The 13,791-nt window shown below is 68.9% G+C and carries 13 protein-coding genes; 5 read left to right on the forward strand and 8 right to left on the reverse strand.

Going from position 1 to position 13,791, the window contains the following annotated elements; genetic code table 11:
- Positions 1 to 2: 2 nt before the first annotated feature.
- The 3 genes from GTY96_RS05280 to GTY96_RS05290 form a co-directional block, all read right to left on the reverse strand.
- Complete coding sequence (locus tag GTY96_RS05280; protein ID WP_161664028.1) at positions 3 to 1,145, reverse strand: hypothetical protein; 1,143 nt, start codon at positions 1,143 to 1,145, stop codon at positions 3 to 5.
- 191 nt (positions 1,146 to 1,336) lie between these two features.
- The gene (locus GTY96_RS05285; protein ID WP_161664029.1) at positions 1,337 to 3,022 is read right to left on the reverse strand and encodes a peptide-N4-asparagine amidase; all 1,686 of its coding nucleotides are present in this window, start codon (positions 3,020 to 3,022) and stop codon (positions 1,337 to 1,339) included.
- A 139-nt stretch (positions 3,023 to 3,161) separates the two neighbouring features.
- Positions 3,162 to 4,052 (reverse strand): zinc metalloprotease, encoded by an 891-nt coding sequence (locus GTY96_RS05290; RefSeq protein WP_161664030.1) that lies wholly within the window; start codon positions 4,050 to 4,052, stop codon positions 3,162 to 3,164.
- 433 nt (positions 4,053 to 4,485) lie between these two features.
- On the opposite strand from GTY96_RS05290, the gene GTY96_RS05295 reads away from it, so the two are divergent.
- The 3 genes from GTY96_RS05295 (at position 4,486) to GTY96_RS05305 (ending at position 6,929) form a co-directional block, all read left to right on the forward strand.
- The gene (locus GTY96_RS05295) at positions 4,486 to 5,082 is read left to right on the forward strand and encodes a carboxymuconolactone decarboxylase family protein (protein ID WP_161664031.1); all 597 of its coding nucleotides are present in this window, start codon (positions 4,486 to 4,488) and stop codon (positions 5,080 to 5,082) included.
- The gene (locus GTY96_RS05300; RefSeq protein ID WP_235685340.1) at positions 5,079 to 6,053 is read left to right on the forward strand and encodes an RNA polymerase sigma-70 factor; all 975 of its coding nucleotides are present in this window, start codon (positions 5,079 to 5,081) and stop codon (positions 6,051 to 6,053) included. The genes GTY96_RS05295 and GTY96_RS05300 overlap by 4 nt, the downstream gene beginning before the upstream one ends.
- 81 nt (positions 6,054 to 6,134) lie before the next feature.
- A complete protein-coding gene (locus GTY96_RS05305) occupies positions 6,135 to 6,929 on the forward strand; it encodes a GNAT family N-acetyltransferase (RefSeq protein ID WP_161664032.1) in 795 nt (264 codons plus the stop codon).
- 354 nt (positions 6,930 to 7,283) lie between these two features.
- Here GTY96_RS05305 and GTY96_RS05310 read toward each other — a convergent pair whose 3' ends face one another.
- From GTY96_RS05310 to GTY96_RS37475, 4 genes are all read right to left on the reverse strand, one after another.
- Entirely contained in the window at positions 7,284 to 8,111 is an 828-nt protein-coding gene (locus tag GTY96_RS05310; protein WP_143898904.1) for a MerR family transcriptional regulator, read from the reverse strand.
- Entirely contained in the window at positions 8,108 to 9,172 is a 1,065-nt protein-coding gene (locus tag GTY96_RS05315; RefSeq protein ID WP_161664033.1) for an alpha/beta fold hydrolase, read from the reverse strand. The genes GTY96_RS05310 and GTY96_RS05315 overlap by 4 nt, the downstream gene beginning before the upstream one ends.
- A gap of 173 nt (positions 9,173 to 9,345) precedes the next feature.
- Entirely contained in the window at positions 9,346 to 9,579 is a 234-nt protein-coding gene (locus GTY96_RS37470) for a hypothetical protein (protein WP_235685341.1), read from the reverse strand.
- 5 nt (positions 9,580 to 9,584) lie between these two features.
- The gene (locus tag GTY96_RS37475; protein WP_235685342.1) at positions 9,585 to 9,764 is read right to left on the reverse strand and encodes a hypothetical protein; all 180 of its coding nucleotides are present in this window, start codon (positions 9,762 to 9,764) and stop codon (positions 9,585 to 9,587) included.
- Between the two features lie 185 nt (positions 9,765 to 9,949).
- Between GTY96_RS37475 and GTY96_RS05325 the strand changes: the two genes are divergently transcribed.
- Positions 9,950 to 11,371, forward strand: a complete 1,422-nt coding sequence (locus GTY96_RS05325) for a hypothetical protein (protein WP_201755784.1) — start codon at positions 9,950 to 9,952, stop codon at positions 11,369 to 11,371.
- Positions 11,372 to 11,887: 516 nt separating this feature from the next.
- Positions 11,888 to 13,360, forward strand: coding sequence for a condensation domain-containing protein (locus tag GTY96_RS05330; RefSeq protein ID WP_143898907.1), 1,473 nt, complete (start codon positions 11,888 to 11,890; stop codon positions 13,358 to 13,360).
- On the opposite strand, the gene GTY96_RS05335 is transcribed toward GTY96_RS05330, so the two are convergent.
- Entirely contained in the window at positions 13,357 to 13,782 is a 426-nt protein-coding gene (locus GTY96_RS05335; RefSeq protein WP_143898908.1) for a nucleoside deaminase, read from the reverse strand. The two genes, GTY96_RS05330 and GTY96_RS05335, sit on opposite strands and share 4 nt — an antisense overlap.
- Positions 13,783 to 13,791 lie beyond the last annotated feature (9 nt).

Genomic DNA, 13,791 nt, shown 5'->3' on the forward strand with positions numbered 1-13,791 from the left:
CTTCAGGCCCTGTGGAAGGCCTTGGCGAAGAAGTTCTCGATGCGCGACTTCTCGGGCTGGAGGGTGTTCGCGGGCGAGGCCACGCCCGTGGCGTTGGCGAGGGCGGGGCGCAGGCCCGACGCGACGCCCGGCTTGATGTGGTGGCGGAGGTCGACCGCCACGTCGGACTTCAGGTGGGTGCCCACGCCCGCGGAGGCATTGAAGTCCGCGGAGTGCTTGAAGAAGCCATTCTCCAATCCCACCTTGCCGCCCGCCTGGGCCGCCGCGCCCGCCACCGCGCCCGCGGTGACCGAGCCGTGCAGCCGGCCCACGTGCCCGCCCGCCGTGGCGTACGCGCCCGCCGTGGCGGCCGCGCCCACCTGGCCCGAGAGCATCGCCGTGGCCGTCTTCGGATCCAGGCTGGCCACGCCCTCGGCGTAGGCGGTGGCGGAGGCCTTGGCCTCGCCCTTGACGTACCCGCCCACGTGCCGGTTGAAGTCATGGCTCGCGCTCGCCGTGACGCCCACGCCCGTCTCCGCCTTCGCCGTCAGCGCGCCCGTGTAGGCGTGCTCGTTCCGGTCGAGCGACACACCGGCCTGGGCCTGCCCCTTGAACGTGTTCGCCTCCGCGGTGAGCTGGCCGCTCGTCACGCCCAGCCGCCCCGCGTGCGTCTTCTGCAGCTCGTAGGCGGCGTGGGGGCCGTTCACCTCGGTCTGGGCCGAGTAGTGGCGCACGCCGCCGCCGCTGTAGCTGGAGGTGGAGGCCTGCAGCGAGCCCACGTTGCCGCTCAGCTTGCCGCCACCGAAGGTGTCCTTCTCGAAGGGCCTGCCCGGCCGGTCCACGAGCACGTCCTGCCGGGCCCCCGGGGGCGGCGTGAGCTTGTTGTCACCGCCGCTCACCATCACGTCCGAGGCCTGGCCCGTGGTCTTCTCCCAGGGGCTGTAGGAGGGGCCACCCTCGGGCATGCCCGCGTGCTTCGGAGGCTTGGGCTCCGGGGCCGCCGGCGCCTTCGCGGGGGGCCTGGTCGCGGCGGGCTTGACGGTCTGAGAGGAGGGCGCCGTGGGGGGGAGGGTGGAGGCGCGCGCCGGAGGCTTGGGCTTGGACACCGCGGAGGACGGGAAGGTCGAGGCGCGGGGCAGGGACGAACCGAGGCGGGAGAGACGCATGGGAGGCTCCTCAAGAGGGGCGGCGGATGGGGTCGGTACAGCGATGCCCTGTCCGTTTGCATCCGACATGCCATGCTCATGTCGAACGATGTGGACACGCCGCCTCCCTGGTTTCAATGGGTTGGCGAGAGGGGGGCCCGGAGGTGATGTCAGGGCCCTGGTGACCGCGGTCATCAGGGCCGGGACAGCAGTCATCCCCCCGCGCCTGGTGGGGTGTCGCCGAGCGGCGACGAAGGGGTGGCTCCTCGGTCGCAGCGCTGGAGGTCCTCGGTGACGAAGCCATTCCGGGTGGAGATGCTCCGGTCGTAGCAGTCACCGGGCTGTCCGGTCAGCCGGTAGCGATGCGTGGAGGTCCCCACCGCGTTGCGCTGCGCGCGCGGGACGCCCAGCGTATAGGCGGCCTCGCCGGTGTAGACGTCGCTGAGCTCGCGGTGCTCCAGCGTGCGAAGCCCTCCCAGCGTGAGCGAATCATCCGCGTCGTTGATGCCGAGGGTCGTGGTGAGCCGGTTCTCCGGCGTCACGCTGATGAGCCCGTCGAGCACGAAGCGCTTGTGGGAGCGACTCACCGTCGGGAAGACGTCACGCCCGACGACGGTGACGGTGCTGGTGTCCGTCCACGTCGCGGTCAGCGCGTCCGGGTTCTCCGTGTCGCCCAGCCAGCGGTGCATGCTCGCGTTGGAGACCGACTGCTCCACCGTCGTCAGCTCCCATCCGCGCGAGGTGCGCACGTAGCCGGACACCTTCAGCGAGTGTTCGCCCCGCGTGTCCACCTGATGCCACCCCTCCACCAGCGAGTGCGCGGAGTCATTCGTCAGCGTGCCGACCTGGTGCTGGAGCAGCCCACCCGTCACGCGCGTGGACCGGGCGTCCGTCCAGATGAGCACGTTGGTGGGGAGATCCCAGCCGGGGCGGCCTTCGGGGACGCCCAGCACGCTCACCTTGAGCTGGTGCGGCTGGCCGTCGGTCAGCAGTCCGGCGAACGGCGTCAGGTCATAGCGGAGGGGGCGGATGTTGAAGGCGCGCGGCGCCGGCAGCACGTACCAGAGGAACGGATTGGACCAGCCCCCCGTGTAGACATGCGGGAAGGGCATCGCGATGCCGGCCAGCTTGCCGTCCACCTCGATTCGCACCTCGCGGTACGGGCCGTCATCCGCGGGGCAGGAGTACGGCACGACAGGGGGCGCGGTGAAGTACCAGAACTCCTCACAGCCTCCGCCGGAGCCCGTCGCGTAGACCTCGGCCACGAGCCGCGCCGTGTTCCGGGGCACCGTCACCTCTCCCACCAGCGCGCTTCCCTCCCGGCGTGGGTGGGTGAGGGGCCGCACGTCGCTCGCCGTCTCCGCGGGGGGCGAGCGCCTGCCCTGGGCCGTGTAGAAGGTCAGGGACACCTGCACGTCGAGCACGCCGGTGTAGGTCTCGTTGACCACGTTGCCAATCAGCATCCACACCGGCTGGGGCTGGCGCAGCAGGGGCGCGTACGCGGTGACGTCCTTCTCCACCGCCCAGGAGATGCCGTCACGGGACGGCTCCGGCGTGGACGTCTTGAAGAGGGTGACACCGCCTACCTCCAGATGGCCGAGCCGGTCGTACTGCACGCCCTGCACCTTGCCCTCCATGCGCAGCACGACCTTGTGCCACGGGCCCGGACAGGCCGCGGGCGGGGTGAAGGTCCCGGTGTAGGGCGTGAAGTCGTCGAACTTCTCGTCGACGATGCGGACGGTGCACGAGGGCGTCGCGGGTCGCTCCAGGGCCGGGACGGCCGTGCGAGGGTCGTCCCAGTCGGTGCCGAACTCAGGGGGAGGCTCGACGGCCAGCGCGGGCACCGCCGCGCCAAACACGAGGACCACGGCGACAAAGGCTCGGGGAATGGCTCTCACGGCTTTTCCTTTTTGAGCCGTGAATTCTGAAAGACTAGGTTCTTGCCAGGGATTGCGCCAGGGGCCCTGAAAACGACAACGCCGGAGCCTCCGTGGGAGACTCCGGCGCGACGCCGACATCCGCGATGTCGAGGACGACCTAGCGGTAGGCCGCGGTCAGCTGATCCGCGCGCGCCGACTGGCCAGCGGTGAAGCTGTCCATGCAGGCGTCGTCGGTGTAGTCCATGAAGTTGGTGATGGGGTCGTTGCCCGCGCTGGCGCAGGTGTTGCGGCCCGTCGGGCAGCCGTAGGCGGGAGAGGCCTCGGCCGGGGTGTCGCTGACGGAGTCCCCCGCGCCAGTGCAGCCGCCCTGGAACGTGTGGTACAGGCCCAGCCAGTGGCCGACTTCGTGCGTGCCCGTGTCGCCCAGGTGGAACGGCGCGGCGGTGCCGCCCGGGACGGTGGTGTACCGGATCACCACGCCGTCCTGCTTCGGGTTGCTGGCGTAGCTGGAGGGGAAGGTCGCCCAGCCGAGCAGGGTGCCGCTCAGGTTCGCGCTGTAGATGTTGAGCGTCTCGGGGCCACCCTTGCGCAGGGCCGTCTTCATGGCTCGCTCGTTCGCGCTGTTGTCCTTGAGGGCGTACCACTTGGCGTTGGTCGTGCGGTCCGTGCCCTGGAGGACGAACTTGAACGGCGTGGTGGCGTAGGCCGCGTTCAGCACGTCGATCTGCGCGGCGATCTGCGAGGCCGGAATATCGCCGTTGGCGAGGCCCGTGCCCTGGTTGATGACGTGGAAATACACAGGCACCGTCACCGAGCCCACCGCGCGCTGCTGGCTCTTGCGGGTGCGCAGGAGCGCCTCAATGCCTTCCTTCTCCTGCGCGGACGGCTCCACCGTCACACAACCCCGGAGTGACGCCGTCTGTTCTGTCGGTGCCTCGTCTGCCGGGGTCTCACCCGTGGCCTCCGGGTCCTGGCAGCCAGCCAGCGCCATCAATGCACCAGCGAACACAGCGAGACGACCCGTCCTGCGCGCGACGTTGCCAATCATTGCCCACTCCTCGGAAGGTGGTGATTGATTGGATACAGGAGCTGGTCTGAGTGCGTCAATGGGGCTGAGACATTTTTTGAAATACAGCGCGCGGGTGGGGTTGCTGGCTGGATTTATGAGACATGGTCAGTCCATGCGTTGGATGTGTGTGTAAATGGTGTTTACGTTATGTGACGATTCCGTGACGGAGCGGGCAATCGCAGTCACTGGGCGGCGTGAGAGGCATTTCGTTGCTCCCGCAAGTGTTTGGGCGGGTCGTTGGCCGTACGGCCGCGGCGGCGCGCCGTGCGCATCGCTCGCCGTCATGACGCCGCGACCGGGCTCTGGGTGGGTAGAGGTGGGTGAAAGGTGGGGTCTCCTCGGGGATGTCACATCCCGCGGGCGCCCGGTGTCATCAGGCCGGCGGCATCCGCTGCCGACACCCGGAGAAGAGATGACCTCGACCAGGATTCCCCCGAAGGAGCTCACCGGGCTCTACGGTGCGATCGTGAAGATGTTCGCCGGCAGGACGTTCGGTCTCGTCCCCAAGTCGCTCGGTGTGATGTGGCACCACCTGCCCGTGCTCAAGGCCAGCATGGGCTTCGGGCAGAAGCTCCAGAAGTGGGACCAGTGCGATGAGAGCCTGAAGTCGTACGCGCACATGGCGGTGGCTTCGCTGGTGGGCTGCTCATTTTGTCTCGACTTCAACTATTTCATGGCCCACAACCATGGGTTGGACCTGGGCAAGGCGCGGGAGATCCTGCGGTGGAAGGAGTCGGATGTGTTCACCTCGCTGGAGCGGGAGGTGCTGGGGTATTCCGAGGCGATGAGCCAGACTCCGCCCACGGTGACGGATGAGATGGTCGCGAGGCTGAGGGCGCAGCTGGGTGACGCGGCGCTCATCGAGCTCACCACGGTGGTTGGGTTCGCCAACCTGACGACCCGCTCCAACACGGCCCTGGGCATCGAGTCGGAGGGCTTCGCCGCCTCGTGTGGGCTGAAGCCGATGGCCCAGCCGAGTGCGCGGTTGAGGGAGGCGTCCGCGCCATGACCGCCTCGATGCGCCCGACGGCGCCAGGAAGCGAGCCTCCCGGCGACGGGACGGATTCGACCTCCTCGCCCGATGCGGCCCCTGCTCCGCTGGGCTCGGAGGGCCCCTTCGTCACCCACCGCAGCCTGCTCTTCACGATCGCGTACGAGATGCTCGGCTCCGCGGCCGACGCCGAGGACGTCGTGCAGGAGGCGTGGCTGCGGTGGGCGGACATCGGTGACGCGGGGCGGGCCGAGGTGCGTGATCCGCGCACCTACCTCGTCCGGATCGTCACCCGGCAGGCGCTCAACCGGCTGCGCACGCTCGCCCGCCGCAAGGAGGAGTACGTCGGAGAGTGGCTGCCCGAGCCGCTGCTCACCGGCCCCGACGTCGCCGAGGATGTCGAGCTCGCGGAGAGCGTCTCGATCGCGATGCTCACCGTGCTGGAGACCCTCACCCCGGCCGAGCGGGTGGTGTTCGTGCTCCGGGAGGTCTTCGACATGCCATATGACGAGATCGCCCCGGCGCTCGACAAGACCCCAGCCGCTGTCCGGCAGATCGCGCACCGGGCGCGAGCGCACGTGGTCGCGCGCCGGCCTCGGATGCAGGTCGACCAGGCGGAGCAGCGGGTGGTCCTGGAGCGGTTCCTGGCCGCCGTGAGCTCTGGCGACCTGCAGGGCCTGCTCGACGTGCTCGCCCCCGACGTGGTGCTGGTCGCCGACGGTGGCGGTATCGTGACGGCGGTCCGGCGCCCGGTTGTCGGTGGAGATCGCGTGGCCAGGGTCCTGTCCCGTTTCCCCGCGCTCGCGCCTGGCGTTCGGATCGCGACCGTCTGGCTCAACGGCGCGCCCGCGCTTCGGGTCGACGCCGCCGGCGACTTCGACACGGCGATCAGCGTCGTCGTCGAGAGCGGCCGCATCTCCCGGATCTATGCCATGCGCAACCCGCACAAGATGGGCAGGCTCGACGAGCAGGTGACACTGAGGCGGTAGCGGACAGCCCGAGTCTCCGCCGTCGCATGTTCATCCTCGCAAGGTTCGAAGCACACCCACTCAGAGGAGGAATGGTTCCAGATGCACGACACGAGAGCGATGGCCTTGACGCTGGAGCAGAAACGCGAGGCGTGTCTGCGCGCGCCCATGGGCGACGACCTGGTACGGCCGGACACGCGCATCATCGCGCGCCCGGGCTGGTACCAGGTGGTCACACCCTCCGCGCCCGGCAGCGTGTTGAACGAGGTCATCCTCTCCCAGGTGGAGGCCCCGGTGGCGGAGCAGGTGATTGACGAGACCCTCGCCACCTATCGGGCGACCGGGCACCCGACGAAGTGGTGTGTGGGCTTCTGGACCCAGCTCGAGGACTTCGGGGAGCGGCTCGCGCGGCGCGGCTTCTCGAGCTGGGATGTGCGAGGGATGGGCTGTGACACCACCGTGGCGCGCACGGACGCACGGCATGTCACGGTCGAAGCGGTCACGGAGCAGGGCCTGGACTCCTACGTGGCCGTGGAGCAGCAGGGCTGGTCTCTCCCTGCGAGCGATGCCGGGCTCCAGCGAGGGGTCTACCTGGCCGCCCTGCGCGCCCGCCCCCGCAGGGTGCACCTGTTCGTGGCGCGCCTCGGGGAGGAGGTCGTCGGCACGGCGGGCCTCGTCCTGCGTGACGGCTACGCCTACCTGCTCGGTGCGCAGGTGCTGGAGGCGGCCCGTGGGAAGGGGGCATACCGGGCGCTGGTCACGGCGCGCCTGGAGTTCCTCCGCGACCAAGGTGTCGACTACGCCGTGACGCAGGCCCGCGAGGCCACCTCCGCGCCGATCCTCACGCATCTCGGCTTCGAGACGCTGTTCCGTTCGAAGTGCTATCGCCTGCCATAGGTCCGCGGCGATGACGCGGACCTTCAGATGACTTGGGATGGCACAGCGGGGGGCGCCGCGCACTGTGAAATCAGCGCCGGCCGGTCCGCTGCGCCTGGAGGTCATGCGCCTCCTGCGGATGCGGGTGCAGGCGTTGGAGTGTCGCCTGGCTGGGATTGAGCACGCCCAGCCAGTTGGCGGGTCATGGGGACGAGGGGTTCTCGTCGGCGGCCATGTCGATGGAAGGGGACTCGGCCTGCGTGTCGGGGAGCGAGGCGATGCCGAGCCTGGCTCACATCCTGTCGCGGCAACCATGCGGCGACTGATGTCGGGCCAGACATCGCCGCTCGGCGTCGCCACGCGGGCTCGTCCGCCTCAGCGGCTGCTCTGCGTTCCGTTCCCTTCCCACGACAGCGCGAGTTCGGTCAGCCAGGACGCGCTGTCCGTCGGGTCCACGCGCAAGTAGGTCTCGCGCAGGGGCGTGGATGGGGTGCGCCCCTTCGAATGAACGGATGCGAAGAGGCGGGCCCAGGACGGGCCCACCGACCGGGGCGCCCCGGAGTGGACGAGCGTGACTGCCTGGACCTCAGGCACCTCCTCGATGGAGACGCCTTCCGGAGTGGCCCCCGGTGCCAGGGGGACACACCAGGACAGGTCCGCGTCCTCCTCGCGGTACTCCGCTTCGTGCAGGAGGCAGAAGGGCGCCCCGGCCATGTGGGGGCCGCACGCGGCGAGCAGCCTGGGGAAGACCACCGATGCGTCGGAGTACCGTCCCCGCGCCCGGTGCACGGCGACGCGGGCCGGGGAGAGCCAGCGCTCGAGGAGTGGCGGTGGTGCGCGCAGGTACGCCTCCGCCTGGGCCTGGTGCCGCAGCAGCGTGTCCAGCGCGAGCACGGAGCGTTGCGCGCTGGCGGCCTCCTCCGCGAGCCGGGCCCGCGCACGCGCCAGCTGCTCCGCGAGCGAGGCGCCCGAATCCAGCTCCGCGAGGACGCCGTGAATCTCCTCCAGGGACAGCTTCAGGTCGCGCAGCGCGCGCAGTGTGTGGGCCAGGGAGATGTCGCGCTCGGTGTAGTAGCGGTAGCCGGAGGAGGGGTCCACGCGCGAGGGTTCGAGCAGTCCCTTCTCCTGGTAGAAGCGCAGGGCCTTCACGGTCAGGCCCGTGATGCGCGAAACCTCGCCAATGGAATACAGCAGTCCGCTCACCGCTCCTCCGAGAGGAAGGCGCTCACCGTGGCGGCGAAGGCCTCGGGCTGCTCCTCGAAGGGGAAGTGCCCGCTGCCCGCCAGCTCCACCAGCCGCGCGTGGGGAATCACTTCTACCACGCGCTCGGTGGCTGAGCGCGGCTGGAGGTCCTGGTCGCCATGGATGACGAGCGTGCGCGCGCGCACCCGGCCCAGCCAGTGGCTCCAGTCGTGATGCCGGCCCAGGCTGAGGTAGAGCCCCAGCGACAGAAAGCCTCCCGTGGCACCGGTGCCGGCGAGCTTCGCATCGGGGCGCTCGCGCCGAATTGCCTGGACGTACAGCGGCCTGAAGGCGGCGAAGTGCTCGGCCAGCCGGGCCTCGTCGTCCTTCAGACGGGCAGGGAAGTCGAAGGTGTGCTTCAGCCAGGCATCCAGCTCGCGTTGGCTTGTCTGGTCCAGCCGGGCCCGCACCTGGGTGAAGAGGTCGCCATCGCCCGCGGGCATTGTCACCAACGGCGCGGGCGCGACCAGCACCAGGGCCTCCACCCGCTCAGGCCACTCCGCGGCGTAGAGCGCGGCCACCAGGGCTCCGAAGGAGTGTCCCACCAGCGTGAGGCGCTCCTTGCCGAGCAGGCGCCGGATGCGCTCGAGGTCCGCGAGCTGCGCGGCGAGTCCCAGTCGGGCCTCCACCGCCTGCATCGCCTGCCAGGTGCCGCCAGGGGGCGCGTGGGTGAAGGGCCGCGAGGAGGCGCCGCAGCCTCGCTGATCATAGAAGTGCCAGCGCAGGGACTCGCCCGCCATGGTCGCTCCGCGCCAGGGCTCCGCCGGCGGGAGTCCGGGACCGCCATGCACGACGACGACGTCCCGCCCATCACCCACGGCCAGGTGGCGGAGCCGCACGTCCGGCGACACCTGCCAGGACGGCGCGTCCGCACGTTGTCCCGGGGGGACCTCCAGGGTTTCGCCCCGCGCGGCCAGCACCTGCTCCACGGTGCCCGGTTGGAAGAGCGCTCGCCCCATCCACCACCAGATGCCCGCCGCCGCTCCAGCCAGCAGGACGAGTGTTCCAATGACTCCGACCATGACCCTCCTCCGAGACGTCGTTCCGGGTGACATGGAGCGGAGGGTGGCGGTCTCCCCTTGGGGGAGAGTCAAGCGGAGGCGGTCCACGCCGGCATGGAATGCATCGCCCGCGGCCGGACGCGTCCCATCCGGGGGGATGGGCGCCATCCTCCTGGAGACCGCGGGGGCCTGCTCTATCTGGAGCTGGCGGGCGCTACATCACCGGCGCGCTCGGCGATCGGACGGACATCGCGAACGAGTGAGAGCAGCACCCTGCCCGGCTCCTCGGCCATCAGCTCGTGCGCGGACTGCTCGAACCACACGAGCCGCCTGGCAGGTGCCTTGACGCCCGCGAACCATTCGGCGGCGACCGTCGCCGAAACATTTCGGTCATGGCGTCCGAGGAACGGGAACAGCGGCGCCTTCAACCGCTTCAATAGGTCTTGCCCGAGCCGCGCTGGTCCCACTGGATGACGGTGAAGAACTCGTCCCAGCCGTGCGCGAAATACCAGCGCGTCGGCATCGCCACCCAGCCAGGGCCGCCGTGAAGCACGAGCAGCACCGGATTGCGCACGAAGCCGTGGCTCCGCCACCGCTCGAGGAACCTCTCCACCTTCTCCGGGAGACGGATGGCGAACCGCCGACCTGCTCTTGTCCTCGGCCCGTGGGGGGCACGTCGCGATAACACCGTGAGCCGAGCGATGTCGATATGTCCCACCCGCCCCGAGCGTTTCAGCGCGCGACGCGGCCAGGAGGCTCGAAACCCGCCTCCAGGGCCTGTGGCTCATGGAGGAAGTGATGCGACGGTATGGAATGATGCTGGGGCTCCTGGGGTGCGTGGGCTGCGCCACCCCCATGCAAGGGATCGCGACCCAGTACAACCCAGAGACGGGGCGGTACGAGACGCCCACGCACGAGCTCGTCTATCAGGTGCCCGCCGAGGACGCGATGCTGACGGCCCGGTACATCCTGGAGAAGAGTCGCTACGACGTGATGGAGAAGAAGGGGGGCCTGGAGATGTTCTCCTCCTTCATTCCGGACGTCGTCCCCCCGGAGCGCTACTACATCCAGGGCGAGCGGATCGGGCCCCGGCAGTCGCTCGTCCGGGTCTTTCGCATCAGGTACACCCAGGTGGGGAGCTTCGGCGCGGAGGCCCCCGGGTGGACCAACGAGCAGGTCTCCGTGCCGGATGCCTTCACCAACGTCCCTGGGCTGGAGGGCTACCGGCCGGCGCGCGGCTACCGCGACATGAGCGTCGAGCAGAAGATCCTGGAGCGGCTGGAGATGGTTCCCGCGCTGGAGCTGGTGGGCGGCAATCCCCCCGTTCCCCTGCGCTCGGTGGTGATGGAGGGCTCGGGCGAGGAGGGGAAGACCCCCGCCGCCGCCGCCGCTCCCGCCTGTGGTGCTCCCGTGGAGGGAGCCTCACCCCTGCTCTCCGCGGGCGGCGTCCTGCTCGTGGCGGACCCGCTAGGCACGCAGGAGGTGCCATCCGCGGCGCTGCGGATGGTGTGCGAGGCCACGGCCCAGGACCTGCCGGTGACGCTGGCGCTGTCCATCCCCGTCTCCGAACAGCCGCTCCTCGATGCCTACTTCGCTGGAGACGGGGGGCCCGCGACCGTCCATGAGCTCCTCTCGGGGAGCGCCTTCTGGCGCCGGACATACCAGGACGGGCGCAGCAGCCGTGCCATGCTGTGGCTCGTCGAGCAGGCCCGCCGCTTGCGCGCCTCCGGAAAGGACGTGGCCGTGGCCGCCATCGACTCCGACAAGGCCCACGGCAATGAGCGCGAGGCGCAGATGGCCCAGCACCTCTTGGACGCCCAGGCGAAGCGCCCCCAGGCCTGGACGCTGGTGATCACGGGCAGCGTCCACGCTCGCACCACGGAGGTGAACTGGGACGGCGACTTCGAGCCCATGGGCTCTCGCGTGGCGCGCGCGCTGCCCTCGGTGCGTGTCCTGGACGTGGGCTTCCAGCGCGGCACCCAGTTCGCTTGCCGCTACAACATCTGGGACGAGGAGGTGGAGTGCGACGTCTTCGGCATCAGCCCGCCGCTCGAGGTACGGCAGTCCTCCAAGCAGGCTGTGGGCCTGAAGCTCTTCACCGCCCAGCAGCCCCACGGCTTCCACGGCCGGCTCTACCTGGGCGCGCTGACCGCATCGCCTCCCGTGCTCCAGGCGCCGCGCCAGGTCACCACCGCCAATCCCGTGCCCGCCACGAAGTGACCCCTGTGCCGCCCCCCATCCGGTCGCTGGACGGATGCGGGGGCTCGTCTTCTGTCCGTTCGAAATGGGGGGTGCACCACAGTGCTCCTGGTCTGGCGTTCCATGCCAGTCCTGCAAGGAGGCAACGCCAGTCGTCGTGTTGGCCCTGATGCCATGGTTTGTTTGCTGTCATTGGGGAGGGCCAGGGCAGGGCTTGTCTGGGTTCAAGGGCATCCACAGCTTTTGCGGCATGGTTCGTAAGCTTGTACCTATGCCATCAAAAGACGGGGCCGGGCCGGCACAGGTGATGAGCGCAGCGTTCCTGTTCTCCTTCAAGCACTCTCCCGACGGGCGTGCCGATCCCGAGGCGTTGGCACGGCAGGTCGGGGACGCACTGCCACCGCCACGGGCCGGCCAATAGACGCTGGTCGTGGTCTCTCCGCTCCTGAGCCAGGAGCAGGCGGACGCGTCGGAGGGGATGCTCCAAGCCCTTCGCGGAGAACGCACACACGACAAGGCACATAAAGGATTTCCTTCATGCACCAGATTCCCATTGCAGATGCGGGCTTCCGCGCCGGACACATCCACGAATGGCGACTGAGCCCTCCGCTGAACACTTTCGACATCCGTTCGCCCGGCGACAGGCCCGCCTCCTACAACCAGGAAAAGCACTTCGCGGCCGCGGTGGCCGCCCGGAAGGAGCACGCCGCGGAGGACTACTGGGTCGGTCTGTCGTTCAGGATCCCCGGCCCCCTCAACCTGTCCGCATTGGAGGCCGCGCTCCTCTTGTTCGTGAAGCGGCACGAGGTGCTTCGATGCGGGTTCGATCAACTCATCGCCGGAGACCTGCGCTGCGATGTCATGACTCCAGCGGAGGTCAAGCTGCTGCACACCGACCTGGGGCCCTTCTCCTCGAACGACGAGGTCACCGCCCATATCCAGACCACGTTCGACCGGGACATCGACACGCTGTCCTGGCCCCTGTTCCTGATGGGCGTGGTGATAGAGGGCTCGCAGTCCACCGTCTACATGGGATTTGACCATATCTTGTGTGACGGCCTCTCCCTGGTGGTCGCGGTCGACGAGGTGCAGCGGGACTACGCGGCCCTGTCGGTTGGCCAACGACTGGAGATCGAGGAGCCGGGAAGCTATCTCGACTTCGGTGATGCCCAGCGCCGTCGCTATTCGACGCTCACCGCGGACAGCTCCGAGCTGGACTACTGGAGGTCCTTCATCGCTGACGCGGGTGACTTGTTCCCGCGCGTCCCGCTCGATCTGGGCATTGAATACGGTCGGATGTATCCAGCGCTCAACCTCACCGTCCAGCTGCTCGACGACGCCGGCGCCCTGGCCTTCGAGAACCTTTGCCGGCAGCATGGCGCGAAGCCGTTCATGGGCCTGCTCGCTACCGTCGGCATGGCCCTCCGAGACATCTCCGGAAGTCAGACGTACCACGGGTTCCTTCCGATCAGCGAGCGTCAGGAGCCCCGTTGGCGCAATTCATTCGGTTGGTTCGTCAATACCCTGGCGATCACCTTTCCAATCGCTGATGGCATGTCGTTCCCGGAGGTTGTCGAAGGAGTGCAGGCTGGCTTCAAGCAGCTCATCCGCAACGTCGACGTACCCTTCGTGAAGGTCTGGGAACTCCTCGCGCCGCAGTATTATCACCTGCGCACCTGGCCGTTCCCGGTCAACTTCTTCTCCTTCATCGACTACCGGAAGATGCCCGGCGCCGACCACTTCGACGTCTCGCGGCCGAAGACCATTCCCGAGTCGTCGCACTCCAACACCGGGAACATGTGGTTCTTCCGCAATGCGAACGGACTCTTCCTCAACTCGATCTTCTGCGATGTGCCCAAGAGCGTGGACGCGATGGCGCGGTACCGCACCGCCATCGCGTCCACGCTCGATGCGCTCATTCACCGGACTGGTGCCCTCGAAGCCCCCGCCATGCCGCACGGGGGGCACCCGCGGCCGCCGGTGGGCGTGGAGTGCGGGGTACCAGGTTAGCGATAGTAGCCATCAACAGGTGCGCGGGCTTCGTCGAACAACGCCGGGCCGTCTTGAGGGACCTTGGGCGGACCGCCCGAGGGCTTGAGTCCCGTCAGTTGGTCCGTGGAGAGGGCGTAGACGACCCTGCCAATCCCGGAGCGGTCGATGGCGCCCGTGCACATGCCACACGGCTGACAGCTCGTGTACAGGGTGCTCGCCGCCGCCGCGTTCGGAGCAAGCTCGCGAGCCGCCCACCTCGCGAGCTTCAGCTCCGGGTGTGCCGTGATGTCATGGTCGGTGAGCACCGTGTTGTGCGCTTCCAGCAGCACGGTGCCATCCTGGCCGACGAGCAGGGAGCCAAAGGGCGCGTCTCCGGTCGCCCGCGCCTTGGCTGCGAGTTCAATGGCTCTGCGCAGAAATCGTTCATCGTCGCGATTCATTGTTCTCCT

The sequence above is a fragment of the Corallococcus silvisoli genome (genome assembly GCF_009909145.1).
Lineage (GTDB): Bacteria > Myxococcota > Myxococcia > Myxococcales > Myxococcaceae > Corallococcus > Corallococcus silvisoli.

What these genes read in the sequence shown, in the direction of transcription:
- GTY96_RS05315 (WP_161664033.1), bottom strand. Translation starts at nt 9,172, where the DNA reads ATGGTCGGAGTCATTGGAACACTCGTCCTGCTGGCTGGAGCGGCGGCG.
- GTY96_RS05295 (WP_161664031.1), top strand. Translation starts at nt 4,486, where the DNA reads ATGACCTCGACCAGGATTCCCCCGAAGGAGCTCACCGGGCTCTACGGT.
- GTY96_RS05330 (WP_143898907.1), top strand. Translation starts at nt 11,888, where the DNA reads ATGCACCAGATTCCCATTGCAGATGCGGGCTTCCGCGCCGGACACATC.
- GTY96_RS05290 (WP_161664030.1), bottom strand. Translation starts at nt 4,052, where the DNA reads ATGATTGGCAACGTCGCGCGCAGGACGGGTCGTCTCGCTGTGTTCGCT.
- GTY96_RS05305 (WP_161664032.1), top strand. Translation starts at nt 6,135, where the DNA reads ATGCACGACACGAGAGCGATGGCCTTGACGCTGGAGCAGAAACGCGAG.
- GTY96_RS05335 (WP_143898908.1), bottom strand. Translation starts at nt 13,782, where the DNA reads ATGAATCGCGACGATGAACGATTTCTGCGCAGAGCCATTGAACTCGCA.
- GTY96_RS05325 (WP_201755784.1), top strand. Translation starts at nt 9,950, where the DNA reads ATGCGACGGTATGGAATGATGCTGGGGCTCCTGGGGTGCGTGGGCTGC.
- GTY96_RS05280 (WP_161664028.1), bottom strand. Translation starts at nt 1,145, where the DNA reads ATGCGTCTCTCCCGCCTCGGTTCGTCCCTGCCCCGCGCCTCGACCTTC.
- GTY96_RS05300 (WP_235685340.1), top strand. Translation starts at nt 5,079, where the DNA reads ATGACCGCCTCGATGCGCCCGACGGCGCCAGGAAGCGAGCCTCCCGGC.